Origin of the sequence: Vineibacter terrae, assembly GCF_008039615.1 — a bacterium.
GTDB lineage: Bacteria > Pseudomonadota > Alphaproteobacteria > Reyranellales > Reyranellaceae > Vineibacter > Vineibacter terrae.
The window spans coordinates 56561-71444 of sequence record NZ_VDUZ01000045.1 but is presented as its reverse complement, the minus strand read 5'-3'; the positions used below and the strand labels follow the sequence as shown (position 1 = coordinate 71444).

General features: G+C 65.7%; 9 protein-coding genes, 1 tRNA gene and 1 pseudogene. 5 read left to right on the top strand and 6 right to left on the bottom strand.

The genetic code is table 11. The features are described from left to right. Positions 1–129: 129 nt before the first annotated feature. Positions 130–797, bottom strand: a pseudogene (locus FHP25_RS30845) (catalase/peroxidase HPI); the annotation flags it as partial. A 1274-nt stretch (positions 798–2071) separates the two neighbouring features. Between FHP25_RS30845 and FHP25_RS30835 the strand changes: the two are divergent. Further along, entirely contained in the window at positions 2072–3199 is a 1128-nt protein-coding gene (locus tag FHP25_RS30835) for a DUF4145 domain-containing protein (RefSeq protein WP_147850831.1), read from the top strand. A 436-nt stretch (positions 3200–3635) separates the two neighbouring features. On the opposite strand, the gene FHP25_RS30830 is transcribed toward FHP25_RS30835, so the two are convergent. Next, a tRNA-Lys gene (locus tag FHP25_RS30830) sits at positions 3636–3710 on the bottom strand. Between the two features lie 88 nt (positions 3711–3798). Further along, entirely contained in the window at positions 3799–4317 is a 519-nt protein-coding gene (gene coaD / locus FHP25_RS30825; protein ID WP_147850830.1) for a pantetheine-phosphate adenylyltransferase, read from the bottom strand. Between the two features lie 230 nt (positions 4318–4547). Between coaD and FHP25_RS30820 the strand changes: the two genes are divergently transcribed. Continuing rightward, on the top strand, positions 4548–5825 hold the full coding sequence (locus FHP25_RS30820; RefSeq protein WP_147850829.1) for an aspartate aminotransferase family protein: 1278 nt from the start codon (positions 4548–4550) through the stop codon (positions 5823–5825). Continuing rightward, entirely contained in the window at positions 5818–6813 is a 996-nt protein-coding gene (locus FHP25_RS30815) for a phosphotransferase enzyme family protein (protein WP_147850828.1), read from the top strand. The genes FHP25_RS30820 and FHP25_RS30815 overlap by 8 nt, the downstream gene beginning before the upstream one ends. Before the next feature lie 176 nt (positions 6814–6989). Here FHP25_RS30815 and gyrA read toward each other — a convergent pair whose 3' ends face one another. Both gyrA and FHP25_RS30805 read right to left on the bottom strand, forming a co-directional pair. Then, the gene (gyrA, locus tag FHP25_RS30810; protein ID WP_231712540.1) at positions 6990–9764 is read right to left on the bottom strand and encodes a DNA gyrase subunit A; all 2775 of its coding nucleotides are present in this window, start codon (positions 9762–9764) and stop codon (positions 6990–6992) included. Between the two features lie 327 nt (positions 9765–10091). Next, the gene (locus FHP25_RS30805) at positions 10092–11492 is read right to left on the bottom strand and encodes a CoA transferase (RefSeq protein ID WP_147850827.1); all 1401 of its coding nucleotides are present in this window, start codon (positions 11490–11492) and stop codon (positions 10092–10094) included. Positions 11493–11629: 137 nt separating this feature from the next. Between FHP25_RS30805 and FHP25_RS30800 the strand changes: the two genes are divergently transcribed. Next, complete coding sequence (locus FHP25_RS30800) at positions 11630–12256, top strand: HAD family hydrolase (protein ID WP_218578727.1); 627 nt, start codon at positions 11630–11632, stop codon at positions 12254–12256. A 190-nt stretch (positions 12257–12446) separates the two neighbouring features. Here the strand turns inward: FHP25_RS30800 and ssb are convergent, their stop codons facing one another. Then, the gene (gene ssb / locus FHP25_RS30795; protein WP_147850825.1) at positions 12447–12965 is read right to left on the bottom strand and encodes a single-stranded DNA-binding protein; all 519 of its coding nucleotides are present in this window, start codon (positions 12963–12965) and stop codon (positions 12447–12449) included. A 331-nt stretch (positions 12966–13296) separates the two neighbouring features. Here ssb and FHP25_RS30790 point away from each other — a divergent pair, with 331 nt between their 5' ends. Then, entirely contained in the window at positions 13297–14535 is a 1239-nt protein-coding gene (locus FHP25_RS30790) for an MFS transporter (protein WP_218578725.1), read from the top strand. Positions 14536–14884: the final 349 nt, after the last annotated feature.

Here is a 14884-nt window from a genome sequence, read left to right as displayed (position 1 = left end):
GCATAAAAGGCACTTGGTCTTCACTACAGCCGCTCGCCGACCGACACCCCTTGAAATGATTCGCGTTTTCACACTTTCCAACCTCAAAATTGCCGTTTCAGCCCTCCAGTTGGGAAAGTTGGGCTAGTCCGGCTGGTTGACTTCCCAGTCCTTTTGCGGCGCGAGCCGGATACGTGCGCCGTTGGCGCTGCCACGCTTGTCGGATCGGCGGAAGGTCGAAGCCGAGGCCCAGGCGGTCGAGACGAGCTGCGGCACCGAGAGGCCTGAGGCGAGGATCTTTTCCTTCAGCGCGGCGGCATCCTTGTCGTCGATCAGCGGATGGTCGACCGCCGGAATCGGATCCTGCCAGATCAGCGTCTCCTTCGGCACGAGGGGGCCGAGGTAGCGCACGATCGGCCCCATGCCGCGGTGCGTCAGCTTGTGAACCAGGCGCGGGCGAAGGCGTCCGCGAACTGCTCCGGGTACTGGTGGAAGCGCCGCGATATCTGCTCATAGGCCGGGCCCAAGCGCAGCGACAGATCGGTGGTGAGGATGGTCGGCACGTGCTTCTTCGATGGATCGAAGGGACCCGGAATCGCGGGTTCCGCGCCTTTCGCCTGCCACTGCCATGCGCCGGCCGGGCTCTTGGTCAACTCCCATTCATACTTGAACAGGTTGTCGAAGAAGTGGTTGCTCCACCGGGTCGGCGTCTGCGACCAGATGACTTCCGGCCCGCCCGTGATGGCATCCGCGCCATGGCCGGTGCCATGCTTGCTCTTCCAACCTAGACCCTGGTCCTCGATTGCGCCCATTTCCGGCTACTGCATCATGCCGCTACCACAACCGAAATAGAAGCAGTCACACGAAGCAACAGGGTCATGAGCTTGGGGACTTCAGAGGCCACGGGCGCGCGACTATCTTGAGGAAAAGCGCGTTGCCTTCGAGAAGTTCACGGCATTGGTTCAGCGCATCGTCACGCTACCGACAGGCAACGTTGTCGCTATGCCTCGTCGACGCTTAGGATGTCGACTATCGTGCCGATCAATCTACTTTTGACTGAAAATTACCCTTAAACTTCCCGCGACTCGTTACGATCCGAGCCCAGCGCGAGGGAGGGCCTGGACATGTCAGTGGATGCGCCCGGAGGTTAGTTCGAAGGCCTGTCCGGGTCGAAATGGGCGAAGGAGTTAGTCTATTTCGTCGAGTTGAGGAAGCGACAGACTAGATCGACAATCAGGAAGACGAGGATCTGAAGGCCCGACTTCAGCGCGCCAAGTCCACCCTCCACCACGTCAATGATAAAGGCAAGGATAGTGATATCGCAGCCACAAGAGTGGCCTTTGTCACGGCCCTGTCGACGGAGAAGCTGCTCATCAAGTAGGAACGCAGAACGGCGTCAACTTCCAATCCACCGCTCGATCCCGATGAACGACACGCCCCCTGATGACGACTTCCTGCGGGTAAGGCACCGCCCTGAGACGCACGTATCCAATGCGCATCGAACTCGCGAGTTTCTACCGCCAGGATGCATTCGACGTCCACCGTCGATACAAGTTCACCTTCTACTCCGACCAAGTGGACTTCCAGGCGGTCAAGAGCAGGCGAGCAAAGGCCTATGTCGATCAGGATGGCAGTAGAAGCACTCTTGAAGTCCGTGATCTGTCTGCGATCACCATATGATTTAGCGGGCAGGCCTCTCGTCGCGCATATTCGACGTTACTCCCACCGCGTCGATCAACTGATGGCCGACGCCTTCAGGGGTATCCGCCTCGATCGTGCCTTCACAGAAGCAATCGAGCAATGCAGTATCGCACCCGTTGATCTCAGATACCAGTTCGACGCCATGAACTTTCGATCACCTGATGATCGCGCGTACTATGAGACGACCGGTTCCGATGCCGGGTAATACTCGAGGACTTCATGGCGATCGGATTGAAGCGCCTGAACAAAACGCTCAATCGACGGTCAAGGATCGTACCCATGTCAGTTCTTTTAAAGGAATGGAACCGGCCATCGGATTATCCCGACTGAGCCTATGGCGTCGATGCTGTAATGGCGTGTCAAGAAGCCAATGGACCTTGGGGCACGAGAAATGTCGGAATTTATCTTCGATCTCGTCTCTGACGATGATCTCCGTGCGAACCTCAATGTGGACGCCGCTGAGTTGGAGATCGCGGTGAAGCACGGCGCCAACAAGGCGGCCGTCGTGTTGGCGGGCAGCATCATCGAAGCGATGCTCGTAGATCACTTGACGGCGACGGACTATCCGAAGCGTTCGGGCAAGGACGTCCTGAAAATGGATCTCGCAAATCTTATTTCGGCAGGGCGCGCAGAGGGTATCCTGTCGGAGCGCACGGAGCAGCTCTCACATGCGGTGCGGGGGTTCCGGAACTTGATCCATCCCGGCCGATCGCTCCGTCTGCAGGAGCAAGTCAGCGGTGACCTCGGTCAGATATGCCTTGCGCTCGTGAAAATGGTGTGCGGTGAACTAACCGATCGGGCCAGCAAATCCTTCGGGGTTACCGCAGAACAATTGATCGCCAAACTCCGCAAGGACCCGTCGTCGGTCCGAATGATCGAACACCTTACACGCAAGCTTCACACCGGCGAACGCAGACGCTACCTGCTCGGCAAAGCCCAAGCAGCATTCCAAGAGGCCACCGGGCGACAAGCAGCGGAATTTCGTAACGCCCTTGGTTCGGCGAACTTCAGCCTGTTTTCGACGGCGCAACCCGCAGTAAAGCGAGAGGTCATGAGCGCCCTCGCCGAATTGATCCTCAAGGGCGACGAAAGTGAGATCAACACCTACTTGGCTCATTTCTTCGAGGGTCAGCAGATCACCTACGCCACCCCCGACGATGCCAAAGTGATCGTGGATCGGATTTTGGTTGGACTTGCGCACCAGTACGATTGGGCAATCCGACTATGCGCAGGGATTAGCATCTGGCTCAAACCCGAGCAATACAGAGTCTTAGTGCAGGGGATTATGAGATTGATCCACGGCCTTCCTGAATGGGTCGGCGAGGACATCGGGTACAGCCTGAAGAGCGAACTCGATATAGGTTATGTCGACGAGGCCGAGGAGAAGGCTAAGAAACGTATCCTTGAAGATCTGGCTCCTGATCCTTTCGACGTCGAGAAATTGGTCGGAAGGAGATGGTTGCGACGGGTGCTCGGTGAAGGTCCGGAGTTTCAACGCGATGATGACGTCCCGTTCTAGGGATGCGACGCCCCGCTTTCGCTTGAACTGAAATCAGCAGCCGTTGCTGTCCATTTTGTAGTCGCTCACGATGCCATCGTGTGGCGTGAACATAGTGGTGCACTGGTAGTCGTTCACTGTTGTCGGTCGACCGTAGCCGCCGTGCTTAGAGCAGTGGGCGCGCACCTAGATAAAGTAAAAACGCAATTAGATTAGGCATCGCTGATTTGTTCGCGAAGATCACCGATTGGGCCGCCATTTGCCCATCAGGGCAGTGCGGTGATTCGGTCGTCCCCTCCAACGCGCGAAGGCTCACTCCCCAAGGGTCAAATTTCCGTGCATGACGCAGGTGCCCGTCACAAGCAATCGCCGAGCATGGCCCAGGTCCGACAAATCCAGGACCAAACCCAGCTAGCGGGATATTCCGCCGAAGTTTGATGTAAATCTTTGATTTAATTGGTGAGCCCGGAGGGGATCGAACCCTCGACCCTCTGATTAAAAGTCAGATGCTCTACCGCTGAGCTACGGGCTCGCCGAGAGGGCTGCAGCCGCCCCGTGCGCGGCAGCGGTATAGGGTGGCCCCGCGGCGTGGTCAACCGCCGCAAGGGGCCCCACCCTTCTCAGTTGTCGCTCTTCACGCCGGCGAACTTGGCCTTCAGGCGATTGTAGACCTTGGGTGAGACGAACTTGGAGATATCGCCGCCCAGCCTGGCGATGTCCTTCACCAGGCTCGAGGCGATGAACTGGTGCCGGTCGGAGGCCATCAGGAAGATGGTCTCGATACCGGGCTCCATCCGCGCGTTCATGTTGGCCATCTGGATCTCGTACTCGAAATCCGAGACGGCGCGCAGGCCGCGGATGATGCAGGTGGCGTGCTGCGAGCGCGCGAAATGCACCAGCAGCGTGTTGAACGGCACGACGCTGATGCGCGCGGCGACGTCGGCCGGCTGGTCGGCAATGATCTCGTGCAGCATCTCGACCCGTTCCTCGAGGCTGAACAGGGGGCTTTTGCCGACATTCATGGCCGGCGCCAGCACCAGCTTGTCGACCAGCCGCATGGACCGCCGCACGACCTCCTCGTGGCCGCTGGTGATCGGATCGAAGGTGCCGGGATAGACGCCGATACGCTCGGTTGCCATATGCTTTTCCCCACGCCGCCTGAATGGCTGTTCATGATGCGTTGCGTCATGGAAATCTAGCCGGATTGACGCATGCCTGTCATCCATCTTGCGGCGACGCAGCACAGCGAGGATGCAGCTTCCCATGCGATGGCCGGACGCGGGCTGCGCATCCCCGGCTTGCCCGGCGGTCGCGGCCTGACCAAGATGCCGATGCGGACCGGGGGCGGACCACAGATGAAAGGCGATCGATGACCAGCACCACGCTTGTGGCGCGCCGCGAGCAGGCGCTGGGCGCCGGCGCGCCGCTCTTCTACAACGAGCCGCTGCACATCGTGCGCGGCGAAGGCGTGCACCTGTTCGATGCCGACGGCCGCCGCTACGTCGACATGTACAACAACGTGCCGTGCGTCGGCCACGCGCACCCGCATGTCGTCGAGGCCATGGTGCGCCAGCAAGGCACCTTGAACGTCCATAGCCGATACCTGCACGAAGGCATCGTGGCGTTCGCCGAGCGCCTGACCAGGCTGCATCCCGCCGGCATCCAGAGCGTGATCTTCACCTGCTCGGGCACCGAGGCCAACGAGGTCGCCCTGCGCATGGCGCGCATGGCCACCGGCCGGCGCGGCATCATCTGCACCAACGCCACCTACCACGGCAACAGCGAGGCCGTCGGCAAGCTGACGCGCCTGGGCGCCGAGCAGCCCGCCGGCGGCGATGTGCGCGCGATCCCCTTTCCCGAGAAGCTGCGCCCCATCGTGCCCGGCGCCAGCGACGCCGAGCTCTGCGAGGCCTACCTCGACCGCCTGCGCGATGCGATCCAGCACCTGGAGCGCAGCGGCGCCGGCCTTGCCGGCCTGATCGTGTGCTCGATCCTGGCCAACGAAGGACTGCCCGACATTCCCGACGGCTTCATGGCCCGCGCGGCGGAGATGGTGCGCGCATCGGGCGGCCTGGTCATCGCCGACGAGGTACAGGCAGGCTATTGCCGCACCGGACGCTGGTGGGGCTACGAGGTCACGCGCTTCACACCCGACATCGTGGTGACCGGCAAGCCCATGGGCAACGGCCTGCCGCTGGCAGCGACCGCCGCCAGCAAGGCGCTGGTCGACACGTTCCGTGCCCGGACGCGCTACTTCAACACATTCGCTTCCAGCCCGCTGCAGGCGGCGGTCGGCATGGCGGTGCTGGATGTCATCGAGCGGGAAGGCCTGCGCGAGAAAGTCGCCGCGGTCGGCGCCGCCTTGAAGGCGGCGCTGACCCAGCGCAAAGGCCGCTGCGCCCTGATCGGCGATGTGCGCGGCCACGGCTTGTTCATCGGCATCGAGATCGTGACCGGCGATGGCTCGCCCGACCGCGAACGCACGGTCGAGATCGTCAACCGCATCAAGGACAAGGGCTTCCTCACCAGCAACGCCGGCGCCTTCGGCAACGTCGTGAAGATCCGCCCGCCGCTGACGTTCAGCCAGCGCCACGCCGAAGAGTTCCTCGACGCCTTCGACGCGACACTCGACGACATCGATGGATAAGGCCGACGCCGAGCGGGTGTTCGGAGCCGCGGCGCGGGAGGCCCTGAACGCGTTCCCGATCGCGTCCGCCGATCTGCGGCTCGTCGCGGTGCGCGAGAACGTCACGTTCCAGGTCACCGACCGGGACGATGGCGCCACCTATGTCCTGCGGCTGCATCGGCCCGGGTACCATACCCTGGACGAGCTGAACGCCGAGCGGGTCTGGGTCCGGGCGCTGACCGGCGCCGGCATCGCCGTGCCCGCGCCCGTCGCCACCCGCGACGGACGCGAATATGTGACGGTGGCCATCCACGGCACGGGCGAACGCCGTCATGCCGGGATGCTGCGATGGACCGAGGGACGGCTGCTATCGGACGTGCTGCAGGAGGTCGCCGACCACGGCGTGCTGCTGGGCTATTTCGAGCAGCTCGGCGCGATCACGGCGTCGCTGCACAACCAGGCGAGCGCCTGGCAGGCGCCGCCGGGGTTCCACCGGCACGCGCTGGATCGCGACGGCCTGATGGGCGATACCCCGTTCTGGGGACCGTTCTGGGATCACGCCCTGCTGACGGCCGGCGAGCGGCGCCTGCTGCTCGACACGCGTGAGCGGGTCCGCGGCGCGCTCGACCGCCATGGCAAGCAGCCGTCGCTCTACAGCCTGATCCACGCCGACATGCACCCGGGCAACATCCTGGTCGACGGCGATCGCCTCACGGTCATCGATTTCGACGATGCCGCGTTCGGCTGGCATCTCTACGACATCGCGGTGGCGCTGATCCACCACCAGACGGCGCCGGCTTTCGATGCGATCGAGACGGCGTTCCTGCAGGGCTATCGCGGCGTGCGGGCGATTTCCGATGACGTCCTGGCGTTGTTGCCGATGTTCCGCCTGGTGCGCGGCATGGCCCAGATCGGCTGGTACCACCAGCGGCCGGAGCACAATCCGCCGCCCTTCTTCGACGAGATGAAGGCACGCGTCTGCGCGCAGTGCGAGGCGCTCAGGGTTTGAATACCTCCTCTCCCGCTTGCGGGAGAGGAAGGGGCCCGTCGTGCGCAGCACGATGGGAAGGTGAGGGTCCAAGGACGGGGCGCCCAAGGACGGGGCGCCTCGTGCGTGGCCCCTCACCCGACGCGCTGCGCGCGTCGACCTCTCCAGCAAGCGGGAGAGGTGATGAGGAAAGCCGGCTACTTCCCGGTGGCCTCGTCGGCCTCGGCGTCGTCGACGATGTGCGCCACCGACACCACCTTCTCGCCGTCGGCCACCGAGACGATGCGCACGCCGCGGGTGTTGCGGCCGGCGATGCGGATGCCCTCGACCGGGCAGCGGATCAGGGTGCCGCCATCGGTCATCACCATGATCTGGTCGCGCGCCGCCACCGGGAACGCCGCCGCCACGGTGGCGCCGCCCGCCAGGTTCATCAGGTCGACGCCTTTGCCGCCGCGGCCGGTGACACGATACTCGTAGGCAGAGGTGCGCTTGCCGAACCCGGTCGAGGCCACGGTCAGGACAAAATCCTCGCGTGCCGCCAGCTCGGCGAAGCGCTCCGGCGCCAGGGTGACCTGCGCCGAATCGCCTTCCTCGGCAGCGCCGTTGGCCGCGCCGTTCGCCTCCTCGGCGGCGGCCTCGGACTCACCGTTGCCGTTCTCCTGCTGGCGCAGCAATCGCGCCTGCCGCAGATAGGCATCACGCTCCTCGGTGGCGGCGCGGCCGCTCTCGAGCAAGGTCATCGAGATCACCTCGTCGCCCTCGGCCAGCGCGATGCCGCGCACGCCGGTCGAGTTGCGGCTGGCGAAGACGCGCACGGCCGATACCGGGAAGCGGATCGCCTTGCCCAGCCGGGTGGCCAGCAGCACATCCTGCTCGTCGGTGCAGACCTGGGCTGCGATCAGGCGGTCGCCCTCGTCGGCGCCTTCGAACTTCATGGCGATCTTGCCGCCTTGGTTGACGCTGACGAAGTCCGACAGCTCGTTGCGGCGTGCGCCGCCGCGCGCGGTGGCGAACATCACCTGCAGCGATGACCAGGTGGCTTCGTCCTCCGGCATCGGCATCACGGTCGAGATCGCCTCGCCTTCCTGCAGCGGCAGCAGGTTCACGAACGCCTTGCCGCGCGCCTGCGGGGCACCCAGCGGCAGGCGCCAGACCTTGAGCTTGTGCACGATGCCGCGGCTGGTGAAGAACAGCACCGGGGTATGGGTGTTGGCCACGAACACGGTCGACACGAAATCGTCGTCGCGCGTGGCCATGCCGGCACGACCCTTGCCGCCGCGGCGCTGGGCGCGATAGGCGGCCACGGGCACACGCTTGACGTAGCCGCCATGCGTGACGGTGACGACCATGTCCTCGCGCTGGATCAGCTCCTCGATGTCGGTCTCGAGCTCGTCGTCGAGGATCTCGGTGCGCCGCGGCGTGGCGAAGCGCTCCTTGATCTCGACCAGCTCGCCGCGCATCAGGGCGTAGAGCTTCTCGCGCGACGCCAGCAGCTCGAGGAAATTGCGGATCTCATCGGCGACGGCCTGCAGCTCCTCGGCGATCTTGTCGCGCTCCAGTCCGGTCAGGCGATGCAGGCGCAGGTCGAGGATGGCGCGGGCCTGCGCTTCCGACAGCCGGTAGGTGCCCTCGGGACTGACCCCGTGGCCAGGCTCGTCGATCAGCTCGATCAGCACCCGCACGTCCTGCGCCGGCCAGCCGCGCGCCATCAGGCGCTCGCGCGCCGTCGCCGGGTCGGGCGAGCGGCGGATCGTCTCGATCACCTCGTCGATGTTGGCGACGGCGATGGCGAGGCCGACCAGGATATGGGCACGGTTGCGCGCGGCATCCAGCAGGAAGCGCGTGCGCCGCGTGATCACATCCTCGCGGAAGCGGATGAACGCCTGCAGCAGCTCGCGCAGGGTCATCACCCGTGGCCGGCCACCGTCCAGCGCCAGGGCATTGACGGCGAACGTGGTGCGCAGGGGCGTGAAGCGGAAAAGCTGCTTCAGCACGACGTCGGCCATCGCCTCGCGACGCAGCTCGATGACGACGCGCACGCCGTCGCGGTCGCTTTCGTCGCGCAGCTCGCCGATGCCCTCGACCCGCTTCTCGCGCATCACCTCGGCAATGCGCTCGACCAGCTTGGCCTTGTTCTCCTGGAACGGCACCTCGGTGACCACGATGGCCTCGCGGCCGCCGCGCAGCTCCTCCATATGCGTGCGCGCCTGCATCACGATCGAGCCGCGCCCCAGCTCATAGGCGGACCGGATGCCGTTGCGACCCAGGATCGTGCCGCCGGTCGGAAAGTCGGGGCCCGGCACGATCTCCTGCAGCCGCTGTGACGAGACCACGGGATCGTCGATCAGGGCGCAGCAGGCGTCGATCAGCTCGCCGAGGTTATGCGGCGGGATGTTGGTCGCCATGCCGACGGCGATGCCGCCCACCCCGTTGGCCAGCAGGTTGGGGAATCGCGCCGGCAGGACCGTCGGCTCGCGGTCCTGGTCGTCATAGTTGGGCTGGAAGTCGACGGTATCCTTGTCGATGTCGTCGAGCATCGTCTCGGCCACGCGCGCCAGCCGCGCCTCGGTGTAGCGCATGGCCGCCGGCGGATCGCCGTCCATCGAGCCGAAATTTCCCTGGCCGTCGATCAGCGGCACGCGCACCGAGAAGTCCTGCGCCATGCGCACCATGGCGTCATAGATCGGCTGGTCGCCGTGCGGATGGTATTTACCCATCACGTCGCCGACGATGCGCGCCGATTTGCGGAACGGCTTCGTCGAATCGTAGCCGCCCTCCTTCATGGCGTAGAGGATGCGCCGTTGCACCGGCTTCAGCCCGTCACGGGCGTCGGGCAGCGCGCGCGACACGATCACGCTCATGGCGTAATCGAGATAGCTGCGCCGCATCTCCTCTTCGATGGTGACGGGAGCGATGTCGCCCGGCGGCGGGGGCGAGGGCAGCGGTTGTTGTGGCTCAGTGGCGTCGGTCACGCGGGTACTCGTGGCGCAGGATCAGTTCTCGTCATCGTCCCGTGGCGCCAGCACGGGAGTTTTGGGGGCAATTTTGGAAGCGCTCGGCTCGGCTCCCGATACGGGATCGGAAGGGCCGGGCGAACACTACCAAATAGACGCCCGCACGCAAACGAATTCGGATTCGGTTGGCGCAATATAAGTACTTGAAATACCTTAAGAATTCGACGCCGCCAGACGACGCAGCGCGGTTTTTGCCGACGCCGGGCCGGCGCCGAATCTGGTCGCTTCCAGCAGCGCTCGCCGGCCTGGCGCCAGAAGTCGTGCAGTTCGGATGTATTTCGCGTTCTACGTGTCCTGCCATGTGGGCGGATGCGCGCCCAGCGGCACGGGCGGGCGCCGCCAGCCCGGCGGCGTCCGCGACAGCTGGCCGGCATGGCGCACGGCGGTCAGACGGCCGAACGTGCTGTCGCTCTCCTCGAGAAGATCGCGCACGTCCTCCAGCCCTGGATCCGGTCCTGCGAGCCCGCCGTCAAGCCGTCCCAGCTGCCGCAGCCACCGGCCGGTCTGCGCCAAAGACACACGAACATGCCAGCTGCCGCCTTCGCGGGCGCGGCGCAGCAACGCCATCATCGCGCCCAGGGCCAGCAGGTAGCCCGAAGCATGGTCCAAGGCCTGGCACGGCAGCGGCCTGGGTTCCGTCACGCCGGCGGCCTCGGCTTCCGCGTGGTTGATGCCGCTGGCGGTCTGCACCAGCGAATCGAAGCCGCGCCGCACGGCCCAGGGCCCGGCCTCGCCATAGGCCGAGAGCGTGACGCAGACGATACCGGGCCGCAGGGCTGCCAGCGCGGCCGGATCGAAGCCATGGCCGGCGATGGCCCCCGGCCGGTAGCCTTGCACGAACACGTCGGCCTCGCGGACCAGGGCGCGCAGCGCATCCTTGCCGTCGGGCGTGCGCAGGTCGATATGCGCGGCGCGCTTGCCGCGGCCGGTGTCGATCACCAGCGGCTCGACCGACGGCAGATGCGGACCGCTGATGAGCAGGACGTCGGCGCCGTGGGCCGCGAGCGTGCGGCCACACACCGGCCCGGCAATGATGCGGGTGAGATCGAGCACGCGCACGCCGCTCAGGGGCTGCCCGGGGTCGCCGACGAGATCGCGCGCGGGCGCCTCGCCGATCCTCTCGATCCGCATCAATGGCAGGTCGGCCAGCGCGCGGCCCTGGGGATGGGCATCCCATTCGGCCGGGCTGCGCATCATCGCGACAACCAGCCCGGCCTCGGCGGCGGCCTGCTCGAAGGCCTCGGCCTGCCATCCGGCCAGGGCTTGCGCCACGGCGGCCCGGTCATAGGCGCAGCCGAGCAGCGCCAGCACGCCGTCGCGATGATGCGGAAAATTGGTATGCAGCCGCACCCAGCGCCCGTCGGCGCAACGGTAGGTGCCCGCGATCTTGTCCCACAGCTCGGTCGCGGGCCGGCCGGCCACCCGCAGGTAGCGCTCGCTGCGGAACTCGACGGCGGCGTGGCGCATGTCGACCGACACACGCTGCCGCCGGCCGGTGCGCAGGCGCCACAGCTCGGCCGCCGCCAGGGTCGCGGCCGCGATGCTGGCCTGGGCTGCAGCGCCGACCCGGAACGACGAGGCCAGCGCCGGCTCGGCGCCCGTCAGCACAACATCGTCCAGCGCGCGGGCATGGCCGCCGGCAACCTGCCAGAGGTCGGCGAGAATTTCGGCGACTGTCGCAGTCATGGATGCATCCCACCAGATTTGCCGCCGGCCCGCCACGGCGCGGGAGCCAGCCAAACGCCACGACGAGATGTCAAAACTGGGACATTATCCGTCGGTACTGTTGCGCACATCGCACCACCCCGATTGGAGCCCATCGCGTGCCACCGCCAGCGTCCACACCGCCATCTGTCGTCGTGTTCGATCTCGGCGGCGTCCTCGTCGACTGGAACCCCCGCTACCTGTTCCGCAAGCTGTTCGACGATGCCGCACGCATGGACTGGTTCCTCGCCAACATCTGCAACAGCGCGTTCTACCTCAGGCTGGACATCGACGGCGATTCCCGGGCCGCGATCGCCGACATGCTGACCCGGCATCCCGAGCATGCGGCCGAGATCGCAGCCTATGTCGAGCGCTTCGACGAGACCATCCGCGGCGAGATCGCGCCCATGGTCGGGCTGCTCGAACGCCTGCACGCCGGCGGCATGCGACTCTATGCGCTCACCAACTGGGCCGCCGACACCTTCGCGCGCACCCGCCCGCGCCTGCCCTGCCTGTCGTTGTTCCGCGATATCGTCGTGTCGGGCGAGGAACGGCTGGTCAAGCCCGACCCGCGCCTGTTCCAGGTGCTGTTCGCGCGCTGCGGCTTCACACCGGCCGACGCGGTGTTCATCGACGACAACCGGATAAATGCCGAAGCCGCCGAGGGGCTGGGCATGCGCGCCATCCACCACCGTGATCCCGCCGCCACGATCACCGCGCTGCGGACGATGGGGCTGGCGGTTTAGGACTCGAAAGTCAGGATCGTCATCACGAGCGCTGCCCGGCATTGCTGGTCGCTGGCACACCCGTCATCCCGAGCGTAGCGAGGGATCTCCTGCGCAGGACGCGCGGTGCGCTATTCGCGGGAGATCCCTCGCTACGCTCGGGATGACAAATGGCGCGTCGGCAATTGCTTGGCCGCCATGTCGGGGACGACTAGAACGGCACGTCGTCGTCGAGGTCGTTTCTGGCGCCGCCGCGCGGCGCCGCGCGGCCACCGCCACCACCGCCGCCACCGCTCATGCCGCCCGATCCGCCGTTGCCGTTGCCGCCATAGCCGCCGTAGTCGTCGCCACCACCACCGCCGCCGCCGGCATCACCGCCGCGACTGTCGAGCAAGGTGAGCGTGCCACCAAAACGCGGGATCACGACCTCGGTCGTATAGCGCTCCTGGTTGTCCTTGTCGGTCCATTTGCGGGTGGCAAGCTGCCCTTCAACATAGACCTTGGAGCCCTTGCGCAAATATTTCTGCGCTATCTCGCCGATCTTGTCGTTGAAGATCACGACCCGGTGCCACTCGGTGCGCTCCTTGCGCTCGCCGGTCGCCTTGTCGCGCCAGTTCTCGGACGTCGCGACCGACATGTTCACGACCATCCCGCCGCTCGGCATGTTCCTGATTTCGGGATCGCGGCCGAGATTTCCGACCAGGATGACCTTGTTGACGCTGCCGGCCATGGGACGCTCCTTTCAGCTTTCCCGGAGCGGCAATGACCGCTCCTACCTCACGGCGGCGACCCTAGCGCACCCGCCCTGTGGGCAACCACCGATTTGTGGGACGACCCGCCGGCCTCGCCGCCTGCCGACCGCGCCGGAATATCGCCAGGGGACGATTGTTCATCACGATCATCGTCGCGCACATCGCGCGCAGCAGGCACGGATGGCGAGCGCGATCACGCCGCGCCGTTTCGGTTGCGCGGTTTTCATGTGGATGTGAGGCATTTGCATGCCTGAGCGGCCCGCGGGATGCGTAGTGTGCCGGCCACATCCCGTTCCATCCATGCGATCCATGACCGCCCCATCGTTCCACACCGCGGCGCTCAGCCGCGCGCAGAGCCTCTCGATCCTCGGCGGCGCCGCCGTCATGCTCAGCCTGGCGATGGGCATGCGCCAGAGCCTGGGCCTGTTCCAGCCGTCGGTGATGCACGAGCTTGGCATCACGGCGGCCGATTTCCAGTTCGCCATCGCCGTGCAGAACATCGTCTGGGGCATCACACAGCCTTTCGTGGGCGCCCTGGTCGATCGCTACGGCGCGCGCTGGATCGCGTCGAGCGGCTGCCTGCTCTACGTCGCCGGACTGGCGCTCACGGCCGGCGCCACGGATGCGCTCGCCATCACCCTGGGCGCCGGCCTGCTGGTGGGCATCGCGCTTTCCTGCACCACGTCGAGCATCGCCGCCAACATCGCCGCCCGCGTGGTCGTGCCGACGCGCCGCAGCCTGGCGTTCGGGCTGGTTTCCGCCGCCGGGTCGATCGGCACGTTCGTGGCATCGCCCTTCGCGCAGACCTTGATGCAGCATCACGGCTGGCGCCTGGCGCTGGCCGGCTTCATCGGCATGGCCGCGGTGATGCTGCCGGCGGCGTTCATCGGCGGCCGCGCCGATCGCCTGCCCAACGCGACATCGCGCGACAAGGACCTGACCCTGGGCCGTGCGCTCGAGGAGGCCTGGCGGCACAACGGCTACGTCGTCATGGCGCTGGCCTTCTTCGTCTGCGGCCTGCAGCTGGTGTTCATCACGTCGCACCTGCCCACCTTCCTTGCCAATTGCGGGCTTGACCCGATGGTCGGCGCGCAGGCGCTGGCGGTGATCGGCGCCTTCAACGTGATGGGCTCGTGGCTCTTCGGCTGGCTGGGCGACCGCTATCCCAAGCGCCTGCTGCTGGGCCTGATCTACGTGCTGCGCTCGCTGTTCATCGCGAGCTATTTCTCGCTGCCGGTGACCCAGGCCAGCACGCTGGTGTTCGCCGCCGCCATGGGCCTGCTGTGGCTGGGCGTCATCCCGCTGGTCAACGGCCTGGTGACCGAGATCTTCGGCATCCGCTTCCTGTCGACGCTGACCGGCATTGCCTTCTTCAGCCACCAGGTCGGATCGTTCCTCGGCGCCTGGGGCGGCGGCCTGATCTATGACCTGCTGGGCACCTACGACCGCGCCTGGCAGGTTGCGGTGCTGATCGGCCTGATCGCGGGCACCGCGCAGCTGCTGATGAACGACCGCCCCACCGCGCGTGTCGCGGCGCAGGCGGCATAGCCGAAAAAGTGTCAGGCGGTGGCCGGAACGCCGATCCGCACCAGGCAGCGGTGCGGGATCGGCAAAATCCGGAGCCGCCTGACATAAGGTGGCTTTGACGCTCATCAGTGCTCCGCCAAAGTCTGGCGTGACATCTACTTTTATTAGAATTTAGATAAAAATCTATCTATCATAAGTTGTATTATCGGCCGATCCGCAGCGCATCGCTGCCCGGATTTTTTGCACCATGTCGCGGCCGCAGGCAGGTCCTATAGTTCGCGCTCATTTCGAGCGCGCACGAGCCCTGCCCATGTCCCTCACGGCAACCGCCGGCTCCTACCACAGCCCTCAGGTCAGCCGGCGCGAAGCC

Excerpts from the sequence above, each read along its gene's own strand:
- FHP25_RS30835 (WP_147850831.1), top strand. The coding sequence starts at position 2,072 with ATGTCGGAATTTATCTTCGATCTCGTCTCTGACGATGATCTCCGTGCG.
- coaD (WP_147850830.1), bottom strand. The coding sequence starts at position 4,317 with ATGGCAACCGAGCGTATCGGCGTCTATCCCGGCACCTTCGATCCGATC.
- FHP25_RS30820 (WP_147850829.1), top strand. The coding sequence starts at position 4,548 with ATGACCAGCACCACGCTTGTGGCGCGCCGCGAGCAGGCGCTGGGCGCC.
- FHP25_RS30815 (WP_147850828.1), top strand. The coding sequence starts at position 5,818 with ATGGATAAGGCCGACGCCGAGCGGGTGTTCGGAGCCGCGGCGCGGGAG.
- FHP25_RS30805 (WP_147850827.1), bottom strand. The coding sequence starts at position 11,492 with ATGACTGCGACAGTCGCCGAAATTCTCGCCGACCTCTGGCAGGTTGCC.
- ssb (WP_147850825.1), bottom strand. The coding sequence starts at position 12,965 with ATGGCCGGCAGCGTCAACAAGGTCATCCTGGTCGGAAATCTCGGCCGC.
- FHP25_RS30790 (WP_218578725.1), top strand. The coding sequence starts at position 13,297 with ATGACCGCCCCATCGTTCCACACCGCGGCGCTCAGCCGCGCGCAGAGC.